The sequence below is a fragment of the Chthoniobacter flavus Ellin428 genome (assembly GCF_000173075.1).
GTDB lineage: Bacteria > Verrucomicrobiota > Verrucomicrobiia > Chthoniobacterales > Chthoniobacteraceae > Chthoniobacter > Chthoniobacter flavus.
The window spans coordinates 66,901-82,214 of record NZ_ABVL01000019.1 but is presented as its reverse complement, the minus strand read 5'-3'; the positions used below and the strand labels follow the sequence as shown (position 1 = coordinate 82,214).

Annotated in this window: 13 protein-coding genes; 4 read left to right on the top strand and 9 right to left on the bottom strand. The window is 60.1% G+C overall.

Annotated elements, in window-relative coordinates; all coding sequences use genetic code 11:
• Window positions 1-48: 48 nt before the first annotated feature.
• Entirely contained in the window at window positions 49-681 is a 633-nt protein-coding gene (locus CFE428DRAFT_RS24240) for a hypothetical protein (protein ID WP_006982313.1), read from the bottom strand.
• Window positions 678-2,231 carry an exosortase/archaeosortase family protein gene (locus CFE428DRAFT_RS24235; protein WP_042725698.1) on the bottom strand — a complete coding sequence of 518 codons (1,554 nt, stop codon included), beginning with the start codon at window positions 2,229-2,231 and terminating at the stop codon, window positions 678-680. The genes CFE428DRAFT_RS24240 and CFE428DRAFT_RS24235 overlap by 4 nt, the downstream gene beginning before the upstream one ends.
• Before the next feature lie 136 nt (window positions 2,232-2,367).
• On the opposite strand from CFE428DRAFT_RS24235, the gene CFE428DRAFT_RS24230 reads away from it, so the two are divergent.
• Both CFE428DRAFT_RS24230 and CFE428DRAFT_RS24225 read left to right on the top strand, forming a co-directional pair.
• Window positions 2,368-4,083 carry a tetratricopeptide repeat protein gene (locus CFE428DRAFT_RS24230; RefSeq protein ID WP_042725697.1) on the top strand — a complete coding sequence of 572 codons (1,716 nt, stop codon included), beginning with the start codon at window positions 2,368-2,370 and terminating at the stop codon, window positions 4,081-4,083.
• A 279-nt stretch (window positions 4,084-4,362) separates the two neighbouring features.
• Window positions 4,363-5,178, top strand: coding sequence for a hypothetical protein (locus tag CFE428DRAFT_RS24225; RefSeq protein ID WP_006982310.1), 816 nt, complete (start codon window positions 4,363-4,365; stop codon window positions 5,176-5,178).
• 66 nt (window positions 5,179-5,244) lie between these two features.
• On the opposite strand, the gene CFE428DRAFT_RS24220 is transcribed toward CFE428DRAFT_RS24225, so the two are convergent.
• From CFE428DRAFT_RS24220 to priA, 5 genes are all read right to left on the bottom strand, one after another.
• On the bottom strand, window positions 5,245-5,871 hold the full coding sequence (locus CFE428DRAFT_RS24220; RefSeq protein ID WP_006982309.1) for a hypothetical protein: 627 nt from the start codon (window positions 5,869-5,871) through the stop codon (window positions 5,245-5,247).
• Window positions 5,868-7,925, bottom strand: coding sequence for a hypothetical protein (locus CFE428DRAFT_RS24215; RefSeq protein ID WP_006982308.1), 2,058 nt, complete (start codon window positions 7,923-7,925; stop codon window positions 5,868-5,870). Before CFE428DRAFT_RS24215 ends, CFE428DRAFT_RS24220 begins: the two co-directional genes overlap by 4 nt.
• A 20-nt stretch (window positions 7,926-7,945) precedes the next feature.
• Window positions 7,946-8,884, bottom strand: coding sequence for a prepilin-type N-terminal cleavage/methylation domain-containing protein (locus CFE428DRAFT_RS24210; RefSeq protein ID WP_131989388.1), 939 nt, complete (start codon window positions 8,882-8,884; stop codon window positions 7,946-7,948).
• Window positions 8,844-9,275: a PulJ/GspJ family protein gene (locus CFE428DRAFT_RS24205; protein WP_157447616.1), complete on the bottom strand. Its 432-nt coding sequence runs from the start codon at window positions 9,273-9,275 to the stop codon at window positions 8,844-8,846. Before CFE428DRAFT_RS24205 ends, CFE428DRAFT_RS24210 begins: the two co-directional genes overlap by 41 nt.
• Window positions 9,276-9,486: 211 nt before the next feature.
• Window positions 9,487-11,712: a replication restart helicase PriA gene (gene priA / locus CFE428DRAFT_RS24200; protein WP_006982305.1), complete on the bottom strand. Its 2,226-nt coding sequence runs from the start codon at window positions 11,710-11,712 to the stop codon at window positions 9,487-9,489.
• Window positions 11,713-11,890: 178 nt separating this feature from the next.
• On the opposite strand from priA, the gene CFE428DRAFT_RS37725 reads away from it, so the two are divergent.
• Window positions 11,891-12,388 carry a transglycosylase SLT domain-containing protein gene (locus CFE428DRAFT_RS37725; protein ID WP_272941139.1) on the top strand — a complete coding sequence of 166 codons (498 nt, stop codon included), beginning with the start codon at window positions 11,891-11,893 and terminating at the stop codon, window positions 12,386-12,388.
• Between the two features lie 144 nt (window positions 12,389-12,532).
• Complete coding sequence (locus CFE428DRAFT_RS34410; RefSeq protein WP_006982303.1) at window positions 12,533-13,426, top strand: hypothetical protein; 894 nt, start codon at window positions 12,533-12,535, stop codon at window positions 13,424-13,426.
• A gap of 291 nt (window positions 13,427-13,717) precedes the next feature.
• Here the strand turns inward: CFE428DRAFT_RS34410 and CFE428DRAFT_RS24185 are convergent, their stop codons facing one another.
• The gene (locus CFE428DRAFT_RS24185; RefSeq protein WP_006982302.1) at window positions 13,718-14,485 is read right to left on the bottom strand and encodes a response regulator; all 768 of its coding nucleotides are present in this window, start codon (window positions 14,483-14,485) and stop codon (window positions 13,718-13,720) included.
• A 173-nt stretch (window positions 14,486-14,658) separates the two neighbouring features.
• Window positions 14,659-15,045 carry a response regulator gene (locus tag CFE428DRAFT_RS24180; protein WP_006982301.1) on the bottom strand — a complete coding sequence of 129 codons (387 nt, stop codon included), beginning with the start codon at window positions 15,043-15,045 and terminating at the stop codon, window positions 14,659-14,661.
• Window positions 15,046-15,314: the final 269 nt, after the last annotated feature.

The following is a 15,314-nucleotide window of genomic DNA, read 5'->3' as shown; positions in this document are numbered from 1 at the left end:
CTGTAGACACGGAGTTCTGTGGCCGCCCTGCCGGTAATCGCGCCGTCCCTATCGACCGGGATTCTCCTCCACCGACGAGGGCGCCGCCGGACCGTTTTCGGCGGGCAACACCTGCCACGTGCGGACGATGAACCAGGATCGATGGGCGGCATCGTCGAAGTCTTTGGAAGGCGCCGCAACCAGCATCACGATCTGCTCTTCCGGGCGGATGTTGATGAACGTCACGCTGCAAATGCGTGGAGTGCCCTGCTCGATATAGGAGTAGGCGAATCGAAAGCTGTGCCATCCATGGGACGTAATCGGATCGGAAATTTCCTCGAGCGATTCGACCGACGCGACACCAGGCGGCAGGAAGCGGTGCGCCGCTTCCCGATACCGGAGCAGTGACACACCGACGAACGGTTCGTCGGCGGACATGGGAGACGGGCGCAGAATTAAAAAGGCGTTGGGGACGCGCAGAAAACGAAAGACGGCTCCACCTGAGCCAGCCTCCACTCGCGTTTGAAAATCCATGTTCACGCTGACCTTCTGGTTGCCATCGACAAAAAACATGCGGCGCTGAACCAATCCGCCAACCGTCATATCCGAAAAGTGCGGCGTGAGATCGATGGCATTGGCGCACCACGCGAATGCCACGAGGCAAGCAACGAACCCAAAGCCCAAAGTGCTCTTCGACTTCATCTCTTCGCTGTCGAAGTTACCTCCGCCCGCCGGAGGAGCGAAGGGATTTCCTCGCGCAATGAAGCTTCGGCTTCGGCCCGTGAAGAGAGGCCGGTGACAATGAGTTCAGCCGTCTGCTGCCCGAGCAATCGCTCATGCCGCCACACCCGCCGAAGACTGGCGGTGCGCGTATCGTCGCTAAACGCACTGTTGCGCCCCGGTTGCCCCGGAACAATCTCCCACGGACAGTAAAAGACGAAAGCGTCGGTGCCTTTGGCATCGCGAAATTGCATCGATTCGAAAACCAGGTCGAAACCAGCCGCCGAAACGGTCAGGGATTGGCGCGGCGCCACCTCCTTCCAACCCGCGCTGGGGAGGCAGACTTCCGGCCGGTGCACGCGCGCGAGCAGCGCGGTACGGCCGTTACTGGGAAACCATTCGAGATAAAACAACGTCCAGTGCGCGCCCGTTCTGCTTCGCCAGTGCGCCACGTGAGTCCGGTCACATCCGAGCAGGCCCAAGGTATTGGCGGAGAGCGGTTCCTCCTTTGCTTCGGGTGGCAGGACGAGCGTCCAGTTCGAGGATTCACCCTTCGTCTTCGATGAGTACCAAGCCTGCGCACCGATGACGACGAGAATCAGCCATCCCCCCATGACCGGCCCGATGTACGGCGGCAAAGCATGCGGGGGAGCCGTCTCGGCTGCTGGCTGGTCTGCCCGATCGTCCGGCCGGAGCCAGTTGGCGACGATGGCAATCAGGATCAGGCAGATCGTCAAAACGGTATAGCCTGCGGGATCGTGCCATTGCCCGACCGCACCAATCCCATTTCGAGCGGCCGAGTACGACAGGAAAGCCGTGCGCGCAATATTGGTGAGCAACGCCGCACCGAACCCGACGACCACCAAGGCCACGCGCGATCTCACTTTCAATCGATAGAATTCACCGAGAAAGAGCGCCGCCATGAAGGAAGCTTGCAACGAGCGCACTCCGCTGCACGCTTCATCCACGCCAAGCACTCCGGTGGCGACCTCGACGAGATTCCCTCGCTGGATAGCGGGCACACCGGCGAGATTCATGAACATCACCGTCGCTCCGGCAACGAAACGCATGAGCCCCTGGACGACGACTTCCTCGGGATGGCTCGGCCACGGAACGGCGGTGAGCGGAAAGGCGATGGGAAAAGCAAAGTGCCGAGCCCAACTCTTGCCTCCAGCTTGGGCGGACAATCCGACGCTGCCGGCCACCGCGCTCAAAGCCAGCAGCCAGGGCACGAGCCGCCATCCGGGGTTCGGCTGGACGATAATCCAGGCAGGCATAACCACCGCGGCAGAGACCCAGATCACCCACCTTGCCCAGCTCGTCGGTTGCTCTGGCATGGGCCGGGTCTGCCACCGGCGCCAGGCCAGCAGAAGGGCCAGGGGAGGCACCAACCACCCGTAGCTGTATTGCGGACTCGTGTTCCAAAAGCTCGCGAGCGGCCAGAAAGCGAGCGACCACCAGGCAACCCACGCCGCGGCCGCCGTCACGATGGCGAATCCATGACTCGAAGAAAGGGAGGGCGATCGGCCCATGGGGTGCATTAAGGCCAAGAGACTGAAATGGTTCCGCAACACAAGTCGAATCCGCGCCACGAATCGGAAATCGCGGAAGGGCGGCGAAAATCAGATGCCATGGCGGAGAGGCTGCTTACAGTCTACAACCCCAGCCGTGGTCGACCTCGCAAAAAAATCCAATCTCCCCAGAAATCTCCTCATCACCGCTGCCGCGTTGATCCTGATTGCCGCGGCTTCCTATGGAGGTTGGCGTGCCTACCGCAAGTGGGTACCACCGCATCTGGCAAAACGGGCTCGCGCCCTGATGCAAAAAGGAGATGTGATCAACGCCTCAATCACCATCCGGCAAGCTTTCAGCATCAACCCTGGCGACCTGGCCACCAATCGCCTCGCCGCCGAAGTATGCGAAGAAAAGGGCGCGTCCGAGGCCGTTGTCTGGCGGCGACGGCTGGTCGATCTTCAGCCAGGAATTCTTCAGCCCGCGCTGGATTGTGCGGAGACTTCGCTTCGCTTTGGCAAGCCCGCGGTCGCCAGGGAGGCGCTGGAGAAGCTGGCTGCTGCCGGGCAAAACGATGCGCGGTATCACGAGGCCTTGGGACGCACTCTGGCCGCCATGGGTGAGCATACGCGCGCGGTCGAAGAATTGGGAGCCGCCGTCCGTCTCGAACCGCAAAACGAAACCTATCAGTTGGAGCAAGCAGCCGCGTTGGTCGATCGCGGTTGGATCGAAGATCGCCCCACGGCGCAGGCAACCTTGAAACGCATCAGTGCCAAACCGGAGTTGCGGCTTCGCGCCTTCCGCGCCCTGGTCCGCGATGCGATGGGGAACAACGAACTGAGCGGCGCCGTCATCCTGGCCCGCCAGCTCGCCTCGCTGCCGGATGCCCAGCTTGCGGATCAAATGACGCTGCTCGACCTGCTGCGCGCCACCGATACCCCGGACTTCCCGTCCTTCCTCGCCTCGATGAAGGATCGCGCTCGAGGCAATGCTCCGGCCACTGCGGAACTCCTGAATTGGATGAATCGGAACAGCCGATTCGGCGCAGCCGTGGAGTGGGCCGCGGAGTTTCCCCCCGAAGCTTGGGACGATCCGCGAGTCTGCGCCGCCGCGGCCTTGAATATCTTCGGCCTGCGCAGTTGGGCTGCTCTGGAATCATTTACCGAAACCGGAAACTGGCAGCGGCTGGAATACGTTCGCCACGCCCTTCTTTCCCGCGCCCTGCGCGAGGAGGGCAGCGTTTCCCAATCCGCACCACAGTGGGACGCCGCAGTGGCATCCGCCGCCAAAGTCCCGGGCGCCACCGCCGAGTTGACGAGAATGGTCGCCAACTGGGGTTGGGAAGCGCAGTACACCGATCTCCTGCGCGCCCTGCTAAAGGATCCCAAAGAATCTGCCTGGGCGTCGCAAACCATCCTTCCTATCTTGAGCCGCACCAAGGATACAGCCGGGCTTCTCGATGCAACCGCCCGCTACCGGGAAACACATCAGGGCAACGACGCCGCCGCCAATAACTTCGCGCTCTACTCCCTGCTTCTCGGCCGGGACGTAGCCCACGCCAGTGAACTGGCCAGAACCCTCTACGAGAGACATCCCTACGAGGCGGATTACGTTTCAACTTATGCTTTTTCGCTGCATCGGCTGGGACAGTCGGAACGTGCCCTGCAGGTGATGAAGTGCCTCAGCCCCGCGATTTTGAAAACGCCGAATTTCGCGGCCTATTATGGAGTTCTGCTGGCGGCAACCGCCGACTGGGATCGCGCTCCGGCCTTTTTGGAACTGGCAAAAAAGGCGGATTTGCTACCGGAAGAACAGGCACTCTTGCGGACGGCTCGGGAGGAGATCCAGACGGCCCGCTCGGAGCCGGAATAGCCCCCTGCCACCGCGCTTCATCCGGAGCTTTTGCAGTCTGGCATCGACGGGACGCTTGGGCGTTCTCTCGTTTCTGTCGACTCGACCCAGCAGCCTGTACGCCGGATGTATATTTTCGGCGACAAAATACGTTTGTCTCATCTTTGGCACGGAAATAGATTCTCAAATGTGATTGACCTACGCGTTTTCTAGCAGTTATGAAATACGCAACCAATCCGACCATCTCCGCCCAATGATGGTTCGGCCCACAACACAAACTCGGTCCAAGCCTCGAACATTATGAAGCTGAAATTGTCCTCGTTCACCACCCCCATGGGCGCGCTGCTGTTGAGCCTCTCCGCTTTGCTCGCCTCGCAGCCCGCGCACGCGACCACCATCAATCTCAACGATCCGAGCCTCAGTCCGGCTCCGACCGATCCGGGCACCATCAACGGCGCAGTGTTCACCACGAACTTCACCCAACCTGCCGGCACTGGGGTGATCGATCCGTTTCTGACCATCCAATCCAGCCCAACCGAGCAGGGTTATAACGGGACCAATGGGAACTTCGACACGAAGCGTGTTCCGCAATGGAACCATCCTCTCACCTTGGGTTCGCTCGCTGAGGTGAGCCTCAACGGCCAGCAATATTACCAATTCGTTGTCGACGTGAATGAACCCAACGCGACGTCGACGTCCACCATTTCGCTGGACATGCTCAGCGTCTGGACCTCGCCCACCTTGCAAAGCAGCACCTCGACGAACTCGAGCGGTCTCTTCAACGGCTCGCTGGGCACTCTGCGTTACAACATGAGCCCATCGCTCGGCTCCAATGACGTCCTTTACTTCGATGGCAACAGCGGCAGCGGCCAGGCGGACATTTCGATCTACATCCCGGTTTCGGATTTCGCGGGCGCCAGCGCGAGCGACTACGTTTACATGTACCAAATGTGGGGCAATACGCTGCCCTCCAGCGGCGGCTACGAAGAGACCTTCGCCGTGGAAGGCTCCAACCTTACTTCCGTGCCGGAGACCTCCGCGCTCCTCCCACTGTTCGCGGTGCTCGGCATGATCATCGGCGGCCCGGCCATCCGCCGGAAGCTCTTGCCGGCCTGATCAGGCACGAAGACAAAAACTCCATCAAAAGGGTGACGAGCAATCGTCACCCTTTTTTGCTTTTGGTCACTTCCCTTTCACCCACCAGGAGGCCATGAAATCTTTGGCAGCCTTCTCGATTTTTGGGGAGTCCTGTTTGGAAGCAAGGGTGGTCACGATCACCTGAACACCGAGTTTTGCATCGAGATTGATGTAGCTGACGGTGCGAACCATCGCCCGGCCCTGGCCGCCGTAACTCCAAACGAAGCCGAGACTCTTCCAGCCATTGAAGGGATAGGGGTCCATCAGCGGTTGCTGCGCTTGCTCCTTGCTGGCGCCTTGCGGCATGCCTTGGGCCGCGGATTCGCGGTATTTCAGAACATTCGTCGCGAGATCGAAATCCGGGGTGAAAGGCGATCGGGTGACGTGAATCTCGCCATCGACCGTTCCTTCCTCGGGGAGCAGCAGAAAGCCGTCGCCCGTACTGAGCCGCCAACCTTTCGGCAGGCCGAAGACGACGCGGTTTTCACCGATGGTGAAATAAGTCCGCTCCACGTCGGGACCTTCGACATTGGTCTCCATCAGCTTGTGCGCACCGAAGGAGATCTGCGGAGGATTTCCATCGGCGGCCTTCATCTCACCCGGGACAAAAGCCAGGGTCAGAAAGCCAGCAGCGAGGAGAAGGGCTTTCGAAAACAGGATGCGTGCGATCACAGCTGAATATCGGGCAGCCGCGTAATCGGGCCGCGGGAGCAACCGCCGGTCGACGGAATGCCCGGCAGCACGCGGGTCAGCAACATGGTATCGAAGTACCAGTAGCGGGTGGGCGGCGCATAGATATCGCCGGTATCCCACTCTGCGGTGAACGTCTGGCTCTGATAGAGGGAGACAAACGCGCCGGAGAAAGTCATGCTATCGTTCGTCCAGGTCTCGAGGAACCGAGGGAAGTTATTCATCCCACCGGAATAGCCGGACCGGCCGCCAGTTCCGGTGCTGGTCGAGGGAATGTAACCGCCGATGAGCGCGGTATTCAAGGTGGTGTTCGAGGCCAGACGACTGCCCACGCTGCTGCTCGCATTGCTGTCGGACCAGCTATTCGAAAGCACCATGACGGCATCGCCGACGAGCGCCGCAGAGGGGGGGATGTAACCCGGAGTGGGAGTATAATAAGTCAGTGCACCAGATCCCGGGCTGGCATTCGACGGCACCTGATTTGGATTAGTCGTACCAACGTTGTAGTCCCCCTGCACATAGAGCCCATTCAAGGTAGCGATGGTGAGGCCGGCATTCGGAAGCACTCCGCCATCGGTCACGCGGATGGCGTTTTTGCTGCCCGAACCCGTGTCATACATATAAATGATGCCGTTGAAACTGTTGAGGCTGTTGAGCGTAGGGTTAACGGCACCGACGTCGAGATTGGTGATGGGGATGCTTTGCGACTCGCGCTTGTCGTAGAGGGTCGTTTGTACGGTCACGTTCTGGGTCACGTAACTGCCCTGATCGACCGTCTGGGTTTGGTAGCCGCCTTGGTCCACATATCCGCTCGTATCCACCCAGGTCTTTTTTCCAGACCTACTGGTCGTATAATAGCCGCTGGTCACCCATACCCAATTCGAAACCCAAACCTGCTGGGTTACGAGTTTCGGCACCCAGACTTGCTTCTGGGTGACGGTCGAATTGCTCACCGCGTTGCGGATGGCCGTCGCCTGGGCGGACGTGAGGGTGGTTCCGTTCTGCCCGGTGATGGTGATATTACCGCCGGAAAAAGTATTGCCGGTCGAGTTGGCCAGCGACGCCGTCGTGTCCACCGGACCCGTGACATCAATGAGAATGCCGGCGGTGTTATAGAGCCGGCTGTTCGCGATGGGGGCGGGATCGGTGTAGCCCGCCACAGGCGGTTCGATCATCTCGTGGTTGCCGTCGTTGTTCGGGTTGTTATCGGTGGTGTCGTACACTGCGGCCGTCCCGAGACCGATACCGGACATGTCCGGCACTTGCTTGACCTGTTTGGAAAAGCCGTTGTCATAAGTCGGCGCGTAGTTGGTGCCTTGATTATTCCAGTTAGTCGCGCCCGGCGGAGCATTGTTGTCATAGCTGCCAACGTGGGTCACGTTGGAGGTAGGCAGGAACTCGAGGCCTGTGGTTTTAACGGAACCGTCCGCGTTCAGGACGGGCTGAGTACCCGTGGAAACGTGCGCGTTGGCATTGGTGTGCACGTTGCCGCCGATCACCATTTTCGCCGGCTTGTAGAGCTCGAAGTCACCCTGGGAAAAGAACATCCCCCGGGTCGGCGGCAACGAGCTGTAGTAGAAGTTCCGTTGCATCTTTACTCGTCGCCCTCCGCCCACACCAGTAGTCCGCAGTTCCACCGTAGCCAGATAGTTATAGACGAGTGACGTCCGATAGTCGTTGGCATACGTCACCGCAGACTGGGGCACTCCATAAGAATCGATCGGAGTGAGAGTCAGACCCAGAATTTGCATGTTCGCTGGGACGGCCGGGAGATTGGTCTCACTGACCAGGGCATTCGCACCCGCCGCGTCTAACATCTTGCCGTTGTCCTCCAGCGACGACTTCCACACTCCGTAGGTATAGTCCAGCACGCCCTCGGCGGTGACTTGCAAAGCATCCATGTCCGCGCTCCGCGAGGTCATCTGACCCTGATTCGTGGTGGAGACATAGGCCGCGCCGACGATGGCAATCGAGACGGTCACAATCATGAGGACGGATAGCAGGATGCTGCCGCTCTCTTTGCTGGATGTTTTCATGTTCGCTTGGGTTCGGGGTCTTAAGAGCTCGGAGCCGTGGTCGAAGGGGTGGTGTAGTTCCAAAGTTTGATCTGCAAAGGCATGGTCGTCGCGGTGTTGCGCTTATCGATATCCTCGGAGTACTCGCCGTGTCCCGAGGAGCGCACGAGCGCCTGCAGCCAGATCGCCTGGGTATTGTTGTTGGCGCTGTCCGTGCTCGCCGTGAACCATCCTTGGGTTCCCTGTTTTTCAAAACCGGTACCCAGCGTGTAGTAGTTTTGGGCGTTGGTGTAATCCATCCCAGGGTACACCGTCGGGTAGAAGCGGAGAGTCCAGTAGGCGCTGGTGCCATTCTGGACGAAAATGTAGGCCTCCTTCCGGTAGCGGACCGCGGTCACCGTATAGTAACTGGGCGTGAGCTTTTCCCCTACTGCGGCAGTGGTCTTGATGGCTACCGATGTAACGCCGTTGGACGTAGTCGGTGTGCCAACCCCGCCGGTTTTCGGTATTTCGAGCTCCGGCGCCGTGGAACTCGCCAGCAAAAAGTAGTCGTATGGCTGCGGCAAAGTCCCCCAAGCCGACGTGGCATACTGCAACGTGAATGCGCTGGCGGTCGACGCGATGTCGGCGGTCGTTCCATCCGAATTCAGGAAGACGTACATTCCGGGGACGAGGTGCTTGATCAAGATGCCATCCGACGTGCCACCGCTCGCAGTGGTGCCGTCCGAATTGATCTGCGCCGGCATATCCACGCTGTCATAATGGACGGTGTCGGCCAGGCGATCCAGCGCCTGCCGCGTGCGGTAGTTGGAGAGGTTCGTTGCCGTATTGACCGTGGAAAGCCTCATCGTGCTGATCATGACGCTGAACATGACGAGACCGACGACGCCGACCACCGACATGGAAACCATCAACTCGACAAGGGTGAACCCTCCGAGATCAGTTCGGTGCTTTGTAGGTAAAGACTTGATACGACTCATTGCGGTTCAGGTAGGTGTAAGAAATCTTGCAGGTCACCGAGAGGATCCCGGCATTGCCCGGCACCGAGGCCACCGTCCAGGTCTCCGTGGCAGGAATGCTGCCCAGATTGGTCAAAGTGCTCCCCAAATCGACCGTTTTCGGCAGCGCCGAACTCAGGAGCCCGGGAATGACCGCCGGGGAGGCATCCGGATCATAAGAAAGCTGCTGGACCTCGTGGATTCGCGAAAGCGCCTCCGCCTTGGCCGCATTCATCACGCGGGAGATGGCCGCACGACGGTTGAGTTGCAGAAGAGCGCCGGTCACCGCGACGGCGCAGAGGCACAAAACGGTGGCCGCGACCATCACCTCCACGAGGGTATAGCCGCCGAGCCGCGAGAGGGCGCTCTTCATGGGCATCAAGGCAGACGGCTCCTTTCGACTCTTTTTCAGAGCGGAATGGATAAAGGCGGAGAAAAACACGCCGAGAGCAAGCAGCACTCACGATGCCAAAATATATGAAAAATTACGCATTAATACTCAGTCCATCCAAAGTATCTCCGCCGCGCGTTACACAGGAATTAATACGCGCTGTTACTTATTTCATGGCTGCCTATTGTCGACATCACAGCAACTGATAGGCATCCACGTCCACCGTCACGAAGACATCCTCGGGAAACGTAAGCTTGTCCAAAACCGCGCGCAGATGCCTGCTCAGGCGCACGATGGAACGCGTGCGCATCATGAGATGAAACCGGTAGCTGCCGTGCGACTTTTCCAGCGGGGCCGGCGCGGGCTCGCTGAGGGTGACGCCGGGAGGCAGCTCTTCCTTGAGACGACGGTGCAGGGTTTCGGCGGAGAAGCTCCCGCGCTGTTGATGCGCGGAACGGACGATGATCAACACCAGATGGGTGAACGGCGGGTAATCCCATTGCCGGCGGAATTCGATCTCTTGCTCCCAGAAGCCGTCGAAATCGTGATGCCTCGCGTGCTGGATCGACGGGCTGAAGGGCGTGAAGGATTGGACGAAGACTTCGCCCTCCACGTCCCCGCGGCCCGCGCGTCCGGCGACCTGGGTGAGTAACTGGAAGGTCCGTTCGCCCGCGCGAAAGTCCGGCAGGTGTAAACCCAGGTCGGCGTTGATGATGCCAACGAGGGTGACGTTCGGAAAATGCAGCCCCTTGGCGATCATCTGCGTGCCGACGAGGATATCGATCTTGCCCGTGCGGAAGGCGGTGAGCGTTTCGCGAAAGGCCTCGCGCCGTTGCATCACGTCGGCATCCAGGCGTTTGATCACCGCCTTGGGAAAAAGCCGCGAGACGGAATCCTCGACCTTCTCCGTGCCGGTGCCGGTGTATTTGATTCCCGGGTCGCGGCACTCCGGGCATTTCTGGGGCGCGACCGCCTGGTAACCGCAGATGTGGCACACCATCCGGGCCGCCGCGCGGTGAAAAGTCAGGGCCACGGAGCAGTTTGGGCACTCGCAAACGTGACCGCATTTCTCGCAGATGAGGGAGGTGGAGAACCCGCGCCGGTTGAGAAAGAGGATGGTTTGCTCCTTCTTGGTCAGGCGGTCGTTGATCGCCGTAATGAGCCTCTCGGAAAGGATGGCGCCGTGCTTTTTCGACTCCATGCGCAGGTCGATGATGCGGATGAACGGCATCTTCTTGTCATCGACGCGCGCGATCAGGCGCAAGAGCTCGTATTTGCCAGTCTGCGCATTGTGGAAGCTCTCCAGCGACGGCGTGGCGCTGCCGAGCAGGATGGCGCACTTTTCCATGCTGGCCCGCAGGACGGCGATGTCGCGTCCGTGGTAGCGGGGCGTTTCCTCCTGCTTGTAGGTGTTCTCGTGTTCTTCATCGACCACGATGAGACCGAGGTTCGCGCACGGTGCGAAGATGGCCGAACGTGCACCGATCACGATCCGGGCGCGGCCATCCCGAATCTTATGCCATTCATCGTGCCGCTCGCCCTCGCTGAGATGCGAATGGAGCACCGCCACCTCATGCCGGGTGGCGGCAAAGCGCGACTTGAAGCGCTCGACGGTCTGCGGCGTGAGGGAAATCTCCGGCACGAGCATGATGGCCGTCTGGCCCCGCTCGAGCACGAGCTGGATGGCCTGCAGGTAAATCTCCGTCTTGCCGCTGCCCGTCACGCCGTGCAGCAGGAGCGGCTTCGGCGCGGCATCCGGCGGATGATCGATGGCCCGCCGCACGTGTTCGAAGACGGCGGTCTGCTCCGGGTTCATGGCCAGCGGCGCGGCGTGGACGAAAGACTCGTCGCCGAATGGATCGCGTTCCACGCGCGCGGCCTCGGTGACGATGAGGCCTTTCTTCACCAACGCCTGGACCACGGCGTGCGAGGCGTCGCACTTTTCCGCGAGTTCGGTGACGGACACCGGTTGCGCGGCTTCGGTCAGATGATCGATCACGCCGGCCTGCAACGGCGCTTTCTTGCGCAGCTTCTCGAGCTCCTCTTCTTCGACCTCTCGCGCCAATCGGGCGAAGAGCCGGGTCTGATGTCCGACCTCGGCCTTGCGGATCACATTCGGCAGCACTGCCTTCATCGCCGCTTCCAGCGAACAGCAATAATAGTCCGAAATCCAGGCGCCGAGCTTGAGGAGCAGCGGGCTGAGGATGGGTTCCGCGCTCACCACCTCGGAGATGAGCTTCACGCCGGGCACATCCGTTTCCTCGAGCAGTTCGATGACCGTGGCCAGCGCCGTGCGCGTGCGCACCGGCACCCGCACGCGCGCTCCCGGCTGCAACACGGCAGCCACCGCCTCGGGAAGCTCGTAATCAAAAGCTTTCCCGGCGGAATCGTCGACCAGCACGCGCGCGTATCTCGGCATCGGCAAAGCATGCGGCGAGGCGCTTTTTTGTCGAAGTTTTTTGTCCCACTCGATTGACTACGCGGACGCTCATGGCCCGCTTTCTCAAACGCTTCGTGCTCGCTGTCCTTCTCGCCGCCCTCGTCGCGGCGGGCGTGGTGCTGGGCACATCGCCCGACCCGGCCTATCGCTTGCAATCGTGGCTCGCCGGTTCGCGCTACACGCGCTACGACGGGCTCATCGAAACCTCGCCCACAAGCGCGGCGTGGATCCGCTGCTCATCAAGGCGATCGCCTGGCGAGAGAGTGCTTTCCAAACGGAGAAGGTCGGCACGAGTGGCGAGCGCGGCCTCATGCAAGTGAGCGAAGCGGCGGCACGCGATTGGGCGAAGGCGATGAAGATCGAGACTTTCGAGCCGACCGATCTCTTCGATCCCAAGACGAACATCGACGCCGGTTCGTGGTATTTCAAAAAGTCGCTCGATCGCTGGAAACAAAAGGCCGACCCGATTCCCTTCGCGCTGGCCGAATACAATGCCGGCCACGGCCGCATGGAACGCTGGATATCCGAGACGGGTCGTGGCGACGAGGTGACTTCCGAGGATTTGCTCAAGGCCATCGATTTCCCGACCACACACAAATACGTTGTCGATATCATCGCGCGGTATCATTTCTACCAGGCGCACCCGGGGCTGTAAGCGGCAACACATCAACGGAGGGATGCGCTCCTGCGCGTTCCCCAGTCTTCCTCGGACGAAGGTAGGGCTAAATTGGGGAGCACGCAGGAGCGTGTCCCTCCGTTTCGCCATCGCATTCCGCGCGAAGCCTGTTACCTTGTGGTCATGCGTCCGACCATTCTCCTCGCGATGGCGGGCACGATCCTTTTTCTCGCGCGGCCTCTTTGCGCGCAGGACGCATCGCACAACCCGGCCGACTTCGAAAAGAACGCCCGCAAGCTCCGCGAGGCCGCGATCCTCAAATTGGAACCGCAGGTCGCCACGCCGCAAAAGCCGCGCGACGGTTTCGTTTCTGCAAAGTTTCCGTGGAAAACGAATGTCGTCTCCACCGTCTTTTGGATCGGCTCCGCGGAAAAGGGCGAGGACGACCACGGGGCCAGCGCCTGGGATCCCAAATGGAAAATGCACTACGGCGGGTTCGACGATCCGGATCCCCAGAAGCGGCATCACTTCATCCCCGTTGGCTTCATTCCGCGCCAGAATCCTTTCTACATCGCGCTGCCTTACAATGACGTCGCGGAGGGCGTGACCAAACCGGAAGCGAAAGTCGTCATTCCGTGGTTTCAGGACGCCTTCGTGGAGGAAGGGAAATCCGTGTGCCGCGATCGGTGGCTGGCGATTCGAAATAGCGCCGGGAAGGTCTGCTACGCGCAATGGAGCGATTGCGGGCCATTCGGGAGCGACCAGTGGCAATATGTCTTCGGCAACGAAAAGCCGAAGCCAAACCTCAATAGCGGCGCGGGATTGAATGTCTCGCCCGCCGTGCGCGAATACCTGCAACTGCAAGGCACCGACGTGGTGGATTGGAAATTTATGGAGACGAAGGATGTGCCCAACGGACCATGGGCTCTTTTCGGCGACAACAATCCCCTCGCCCGGCCAGGCGCGCCCCATTCGGCTTCGGAGGCGCCACCCGCGGGAAACTTGCCGAGTCCGGATGCGGCGCCTCCCCAACCCGGATCTGACGTGGATTCAGCGGCGAAGCCGGCCAAGCCGTAGGCGATAGACTATTAGGCATCTCCTCATTAGGGGGCCCCACCCGTGGTCGATCGCAAATCCGCTATTGACACTTTTCGCTCAAAGTTCATCCTTTCATTAGCTCCAACGAACCCCGGCACTAACCCGGCAAAAATCGTTGGAGCTAACTTTTTTGGCGGGATCGGTACCAGAAACGTCCGGAGCTCGAAAGCAAATGCCAATTCAGCCAGCTCGAAGGACAAAGGTCGCAGCTTCGCCGGCATCGACTCAGGCAACCACGCGCGCGGGCAGTTTCCGCTTCATCGCACCGCGCTATTCCTGCACGCGGCGGTTCTTGCGGAGCCGCTTCGTCAGCTCCTCTACTTGCTTCGGGCTCATCCCCATCTTCGCCGCTTGCGTGGTCATGCATTCCTCGCACAATCCGTGGGTAAGCCGCAGGTCGGTGTGTTTGGCGATGTAGGAACTGAATTCGCTCCAATAGTTTTTCTCGTCGCGCACGCGGCGGCAGCACGCGCACATCGGCAGCAGGCCGGTCAATTGCTTCACCTCGGCGAGCGCTTCGGTGAGCTTGCGGTTTGCCTCGAGCAGGGACGCGTTGCTGTCCCAAAGTTGCCGTTCGCTCTCGCGCAATGCCCGAGTCGCTTCATCGCGATGCCGCTGGCTCCAGTAGGCCCGCGAATGGTAACGCACGCGCGCGAGCAACTCGACGCGATCGACCGACTTCACGATGTAATCGTTCGCGCCGAGGCTGAAGGCGATGCTCTTGGTCCGTGAATCCTCCTGCCCGGAGAATACCACCACCGGCGTCTCCTTGGTCAACGGGTTCGCGCGAAAGCGGCTGATCATGGTCAGCCCGTGATCACCGGGCATCGAAAGATCCTGCATGATCACCGTGGGCTGAATCTGGTTGGCCTGCGTAACAGCATCCTCCACACGCTGGCAGTAGTGAAACTCCAGGTCTTCTTCGGCCTCGAGCAACCCGCGGAATAACTCCGCCTCAATCAGCTCATCGTCGACCAAAAGAATGATTACCGTATCTTCTCGATCTCGGATGAATTCGATGCGCGGACGTTCAGTCATGCGCTCGAAGTATTACGCGAATCTCGTGTCTTACAAGAAAGAGCTTTTGCAGACGCCGGTCGACAACGGGTGCTGAATTATCGAGATATACATAGCTATACGTATAACTCCCCCGGGGACAGTTCCCCACTCAGTTATATAACTGTTATCTATCGCCTAACGCGTCCCGCGCTTCACCGTTTCACGCATTCGCGCACGCACTGGTCGATCTGCTCGATGCTCACCGGCTTCATGAGAACCGGGCGCCCATCGAGGTGTGCACAATAGTGGCCATCGGCATCGCACGGCACACTCGCGGTGAGGAACGCGATCGGAATGTGATGCAGCGTCGGGTGCGCTTCGAAAGTTTTGGCGAGGCAATCCCCGCTCATCTTCGCCATGAAACGATCCATCAGGATGAGGTCGGGATGAAATTCCGTCGCCGCTTCGATGGCGTGACGCGGATCGTTCTCGGTCCGGATATCGTACTGCACCGCCGCGAGCTGCAGCACCCGCGTAAAGCCGACTTCATCATCTACGGCTAGGATTCTCGTTCGGTGAGAAAAAGGCCAGGTTTTCATACGACGGTGGCGAATCGCGCAGAGCTGCGTTGTAGCCAATCGTCTACGAGAAGACAAGCCGTAAATACTCGTAGAATATCGAAGCGCGTGAAGTTTCGCGGCCGCAGATGACTCTCTGCCAGGAGCGCCGCCGCCCCTGGTGTCGGTCGCTTTTACCCGCAGAAAAACGCCAATCAACGAAGAGCAGAGTGGGCCACGGATTACGCGGATCTCACGGATTGAAACTCTGCATCGTGCTCATCCGTGAAATGAGCATAATCCGTGGTCAA

Bases quoted from the DNA above. Each gene is read 5' to 3' on its own strand.
- CFE428DRAFT_RS24240 (WP_006982313.1), bottom strand. From the start codon at position 681: ATGAAGTCGAAGAGCACTTTGGGCTTTGGGTTCGTTGCTTGCCTCGTG.
- CFE428DRAFT_RS24235 (WP_042725698.1), bottom strand. From the start codon at position 2,231: ATGGGCCGATCGCCCTCCCTTTCTTCGAGTCATGGATTCGCCATCGTG.
- CFE428DRAFT_RS24225 (WP_006982310.1), top strand. From the start codon at position 4,363: ATGAAGCTGAAATTGTCCTCGTTCACCACCCCCATGGGCGCGCTGCTG.
- CFE428DRAFT_RS24215 (WP_006982308.1), bottom strand. From the start codon at position 7,925: ATGAAAACATCCAGCAAAGAGAGCGGCAGCATCCTGCTATCCGTCCTC.
- CFE428DRAFT_RS24210 (WP_131989388.1), bottom strand. From the start codon at position 8,884: ATGAGTCGTATCAAGTCTTTACCTACAAAGCACCGAACTGATCTCGGA.
- CFE428DRAFT_RS24205 (WP_157447616.1), bottom strand. From the start codon at position 9,275: ATGAAGAGCGCCCTCTCGCGGCTCGGCGGCTATACCCTCGTGGAGGTG.
- priA (WP_006982305.1), bottom strand. From the start codon at position 11,712: ATGCCGAGATACGCGCGCGTGCTGGTCGACGATTCCGCCGGGAAAGCT.
- CFE428DRAFT_RS34410 (WP_006982303.1), top strand. From the start codon at position 12,533: ATGCGTCCGACCATTCTCCTCGCGATGGCGGGCACGATCCTTTTTCTC.
- CFE428DRAFT_RS24185 (WP_006982302.1), bottom strand. From the start codon at position 14,485: ATGACTGAACGTCCGCGCATCGAATTCATCCGAGATCGAGAAGATACG.
- CFE428DRAFT_RS24180 (WP_006982301.1), bottom strand. From the start codon at position 15,045: ATGAAAACCTGGCCTTTTTCTCACCGAACGAGAATCCTAGCCGTAGAT.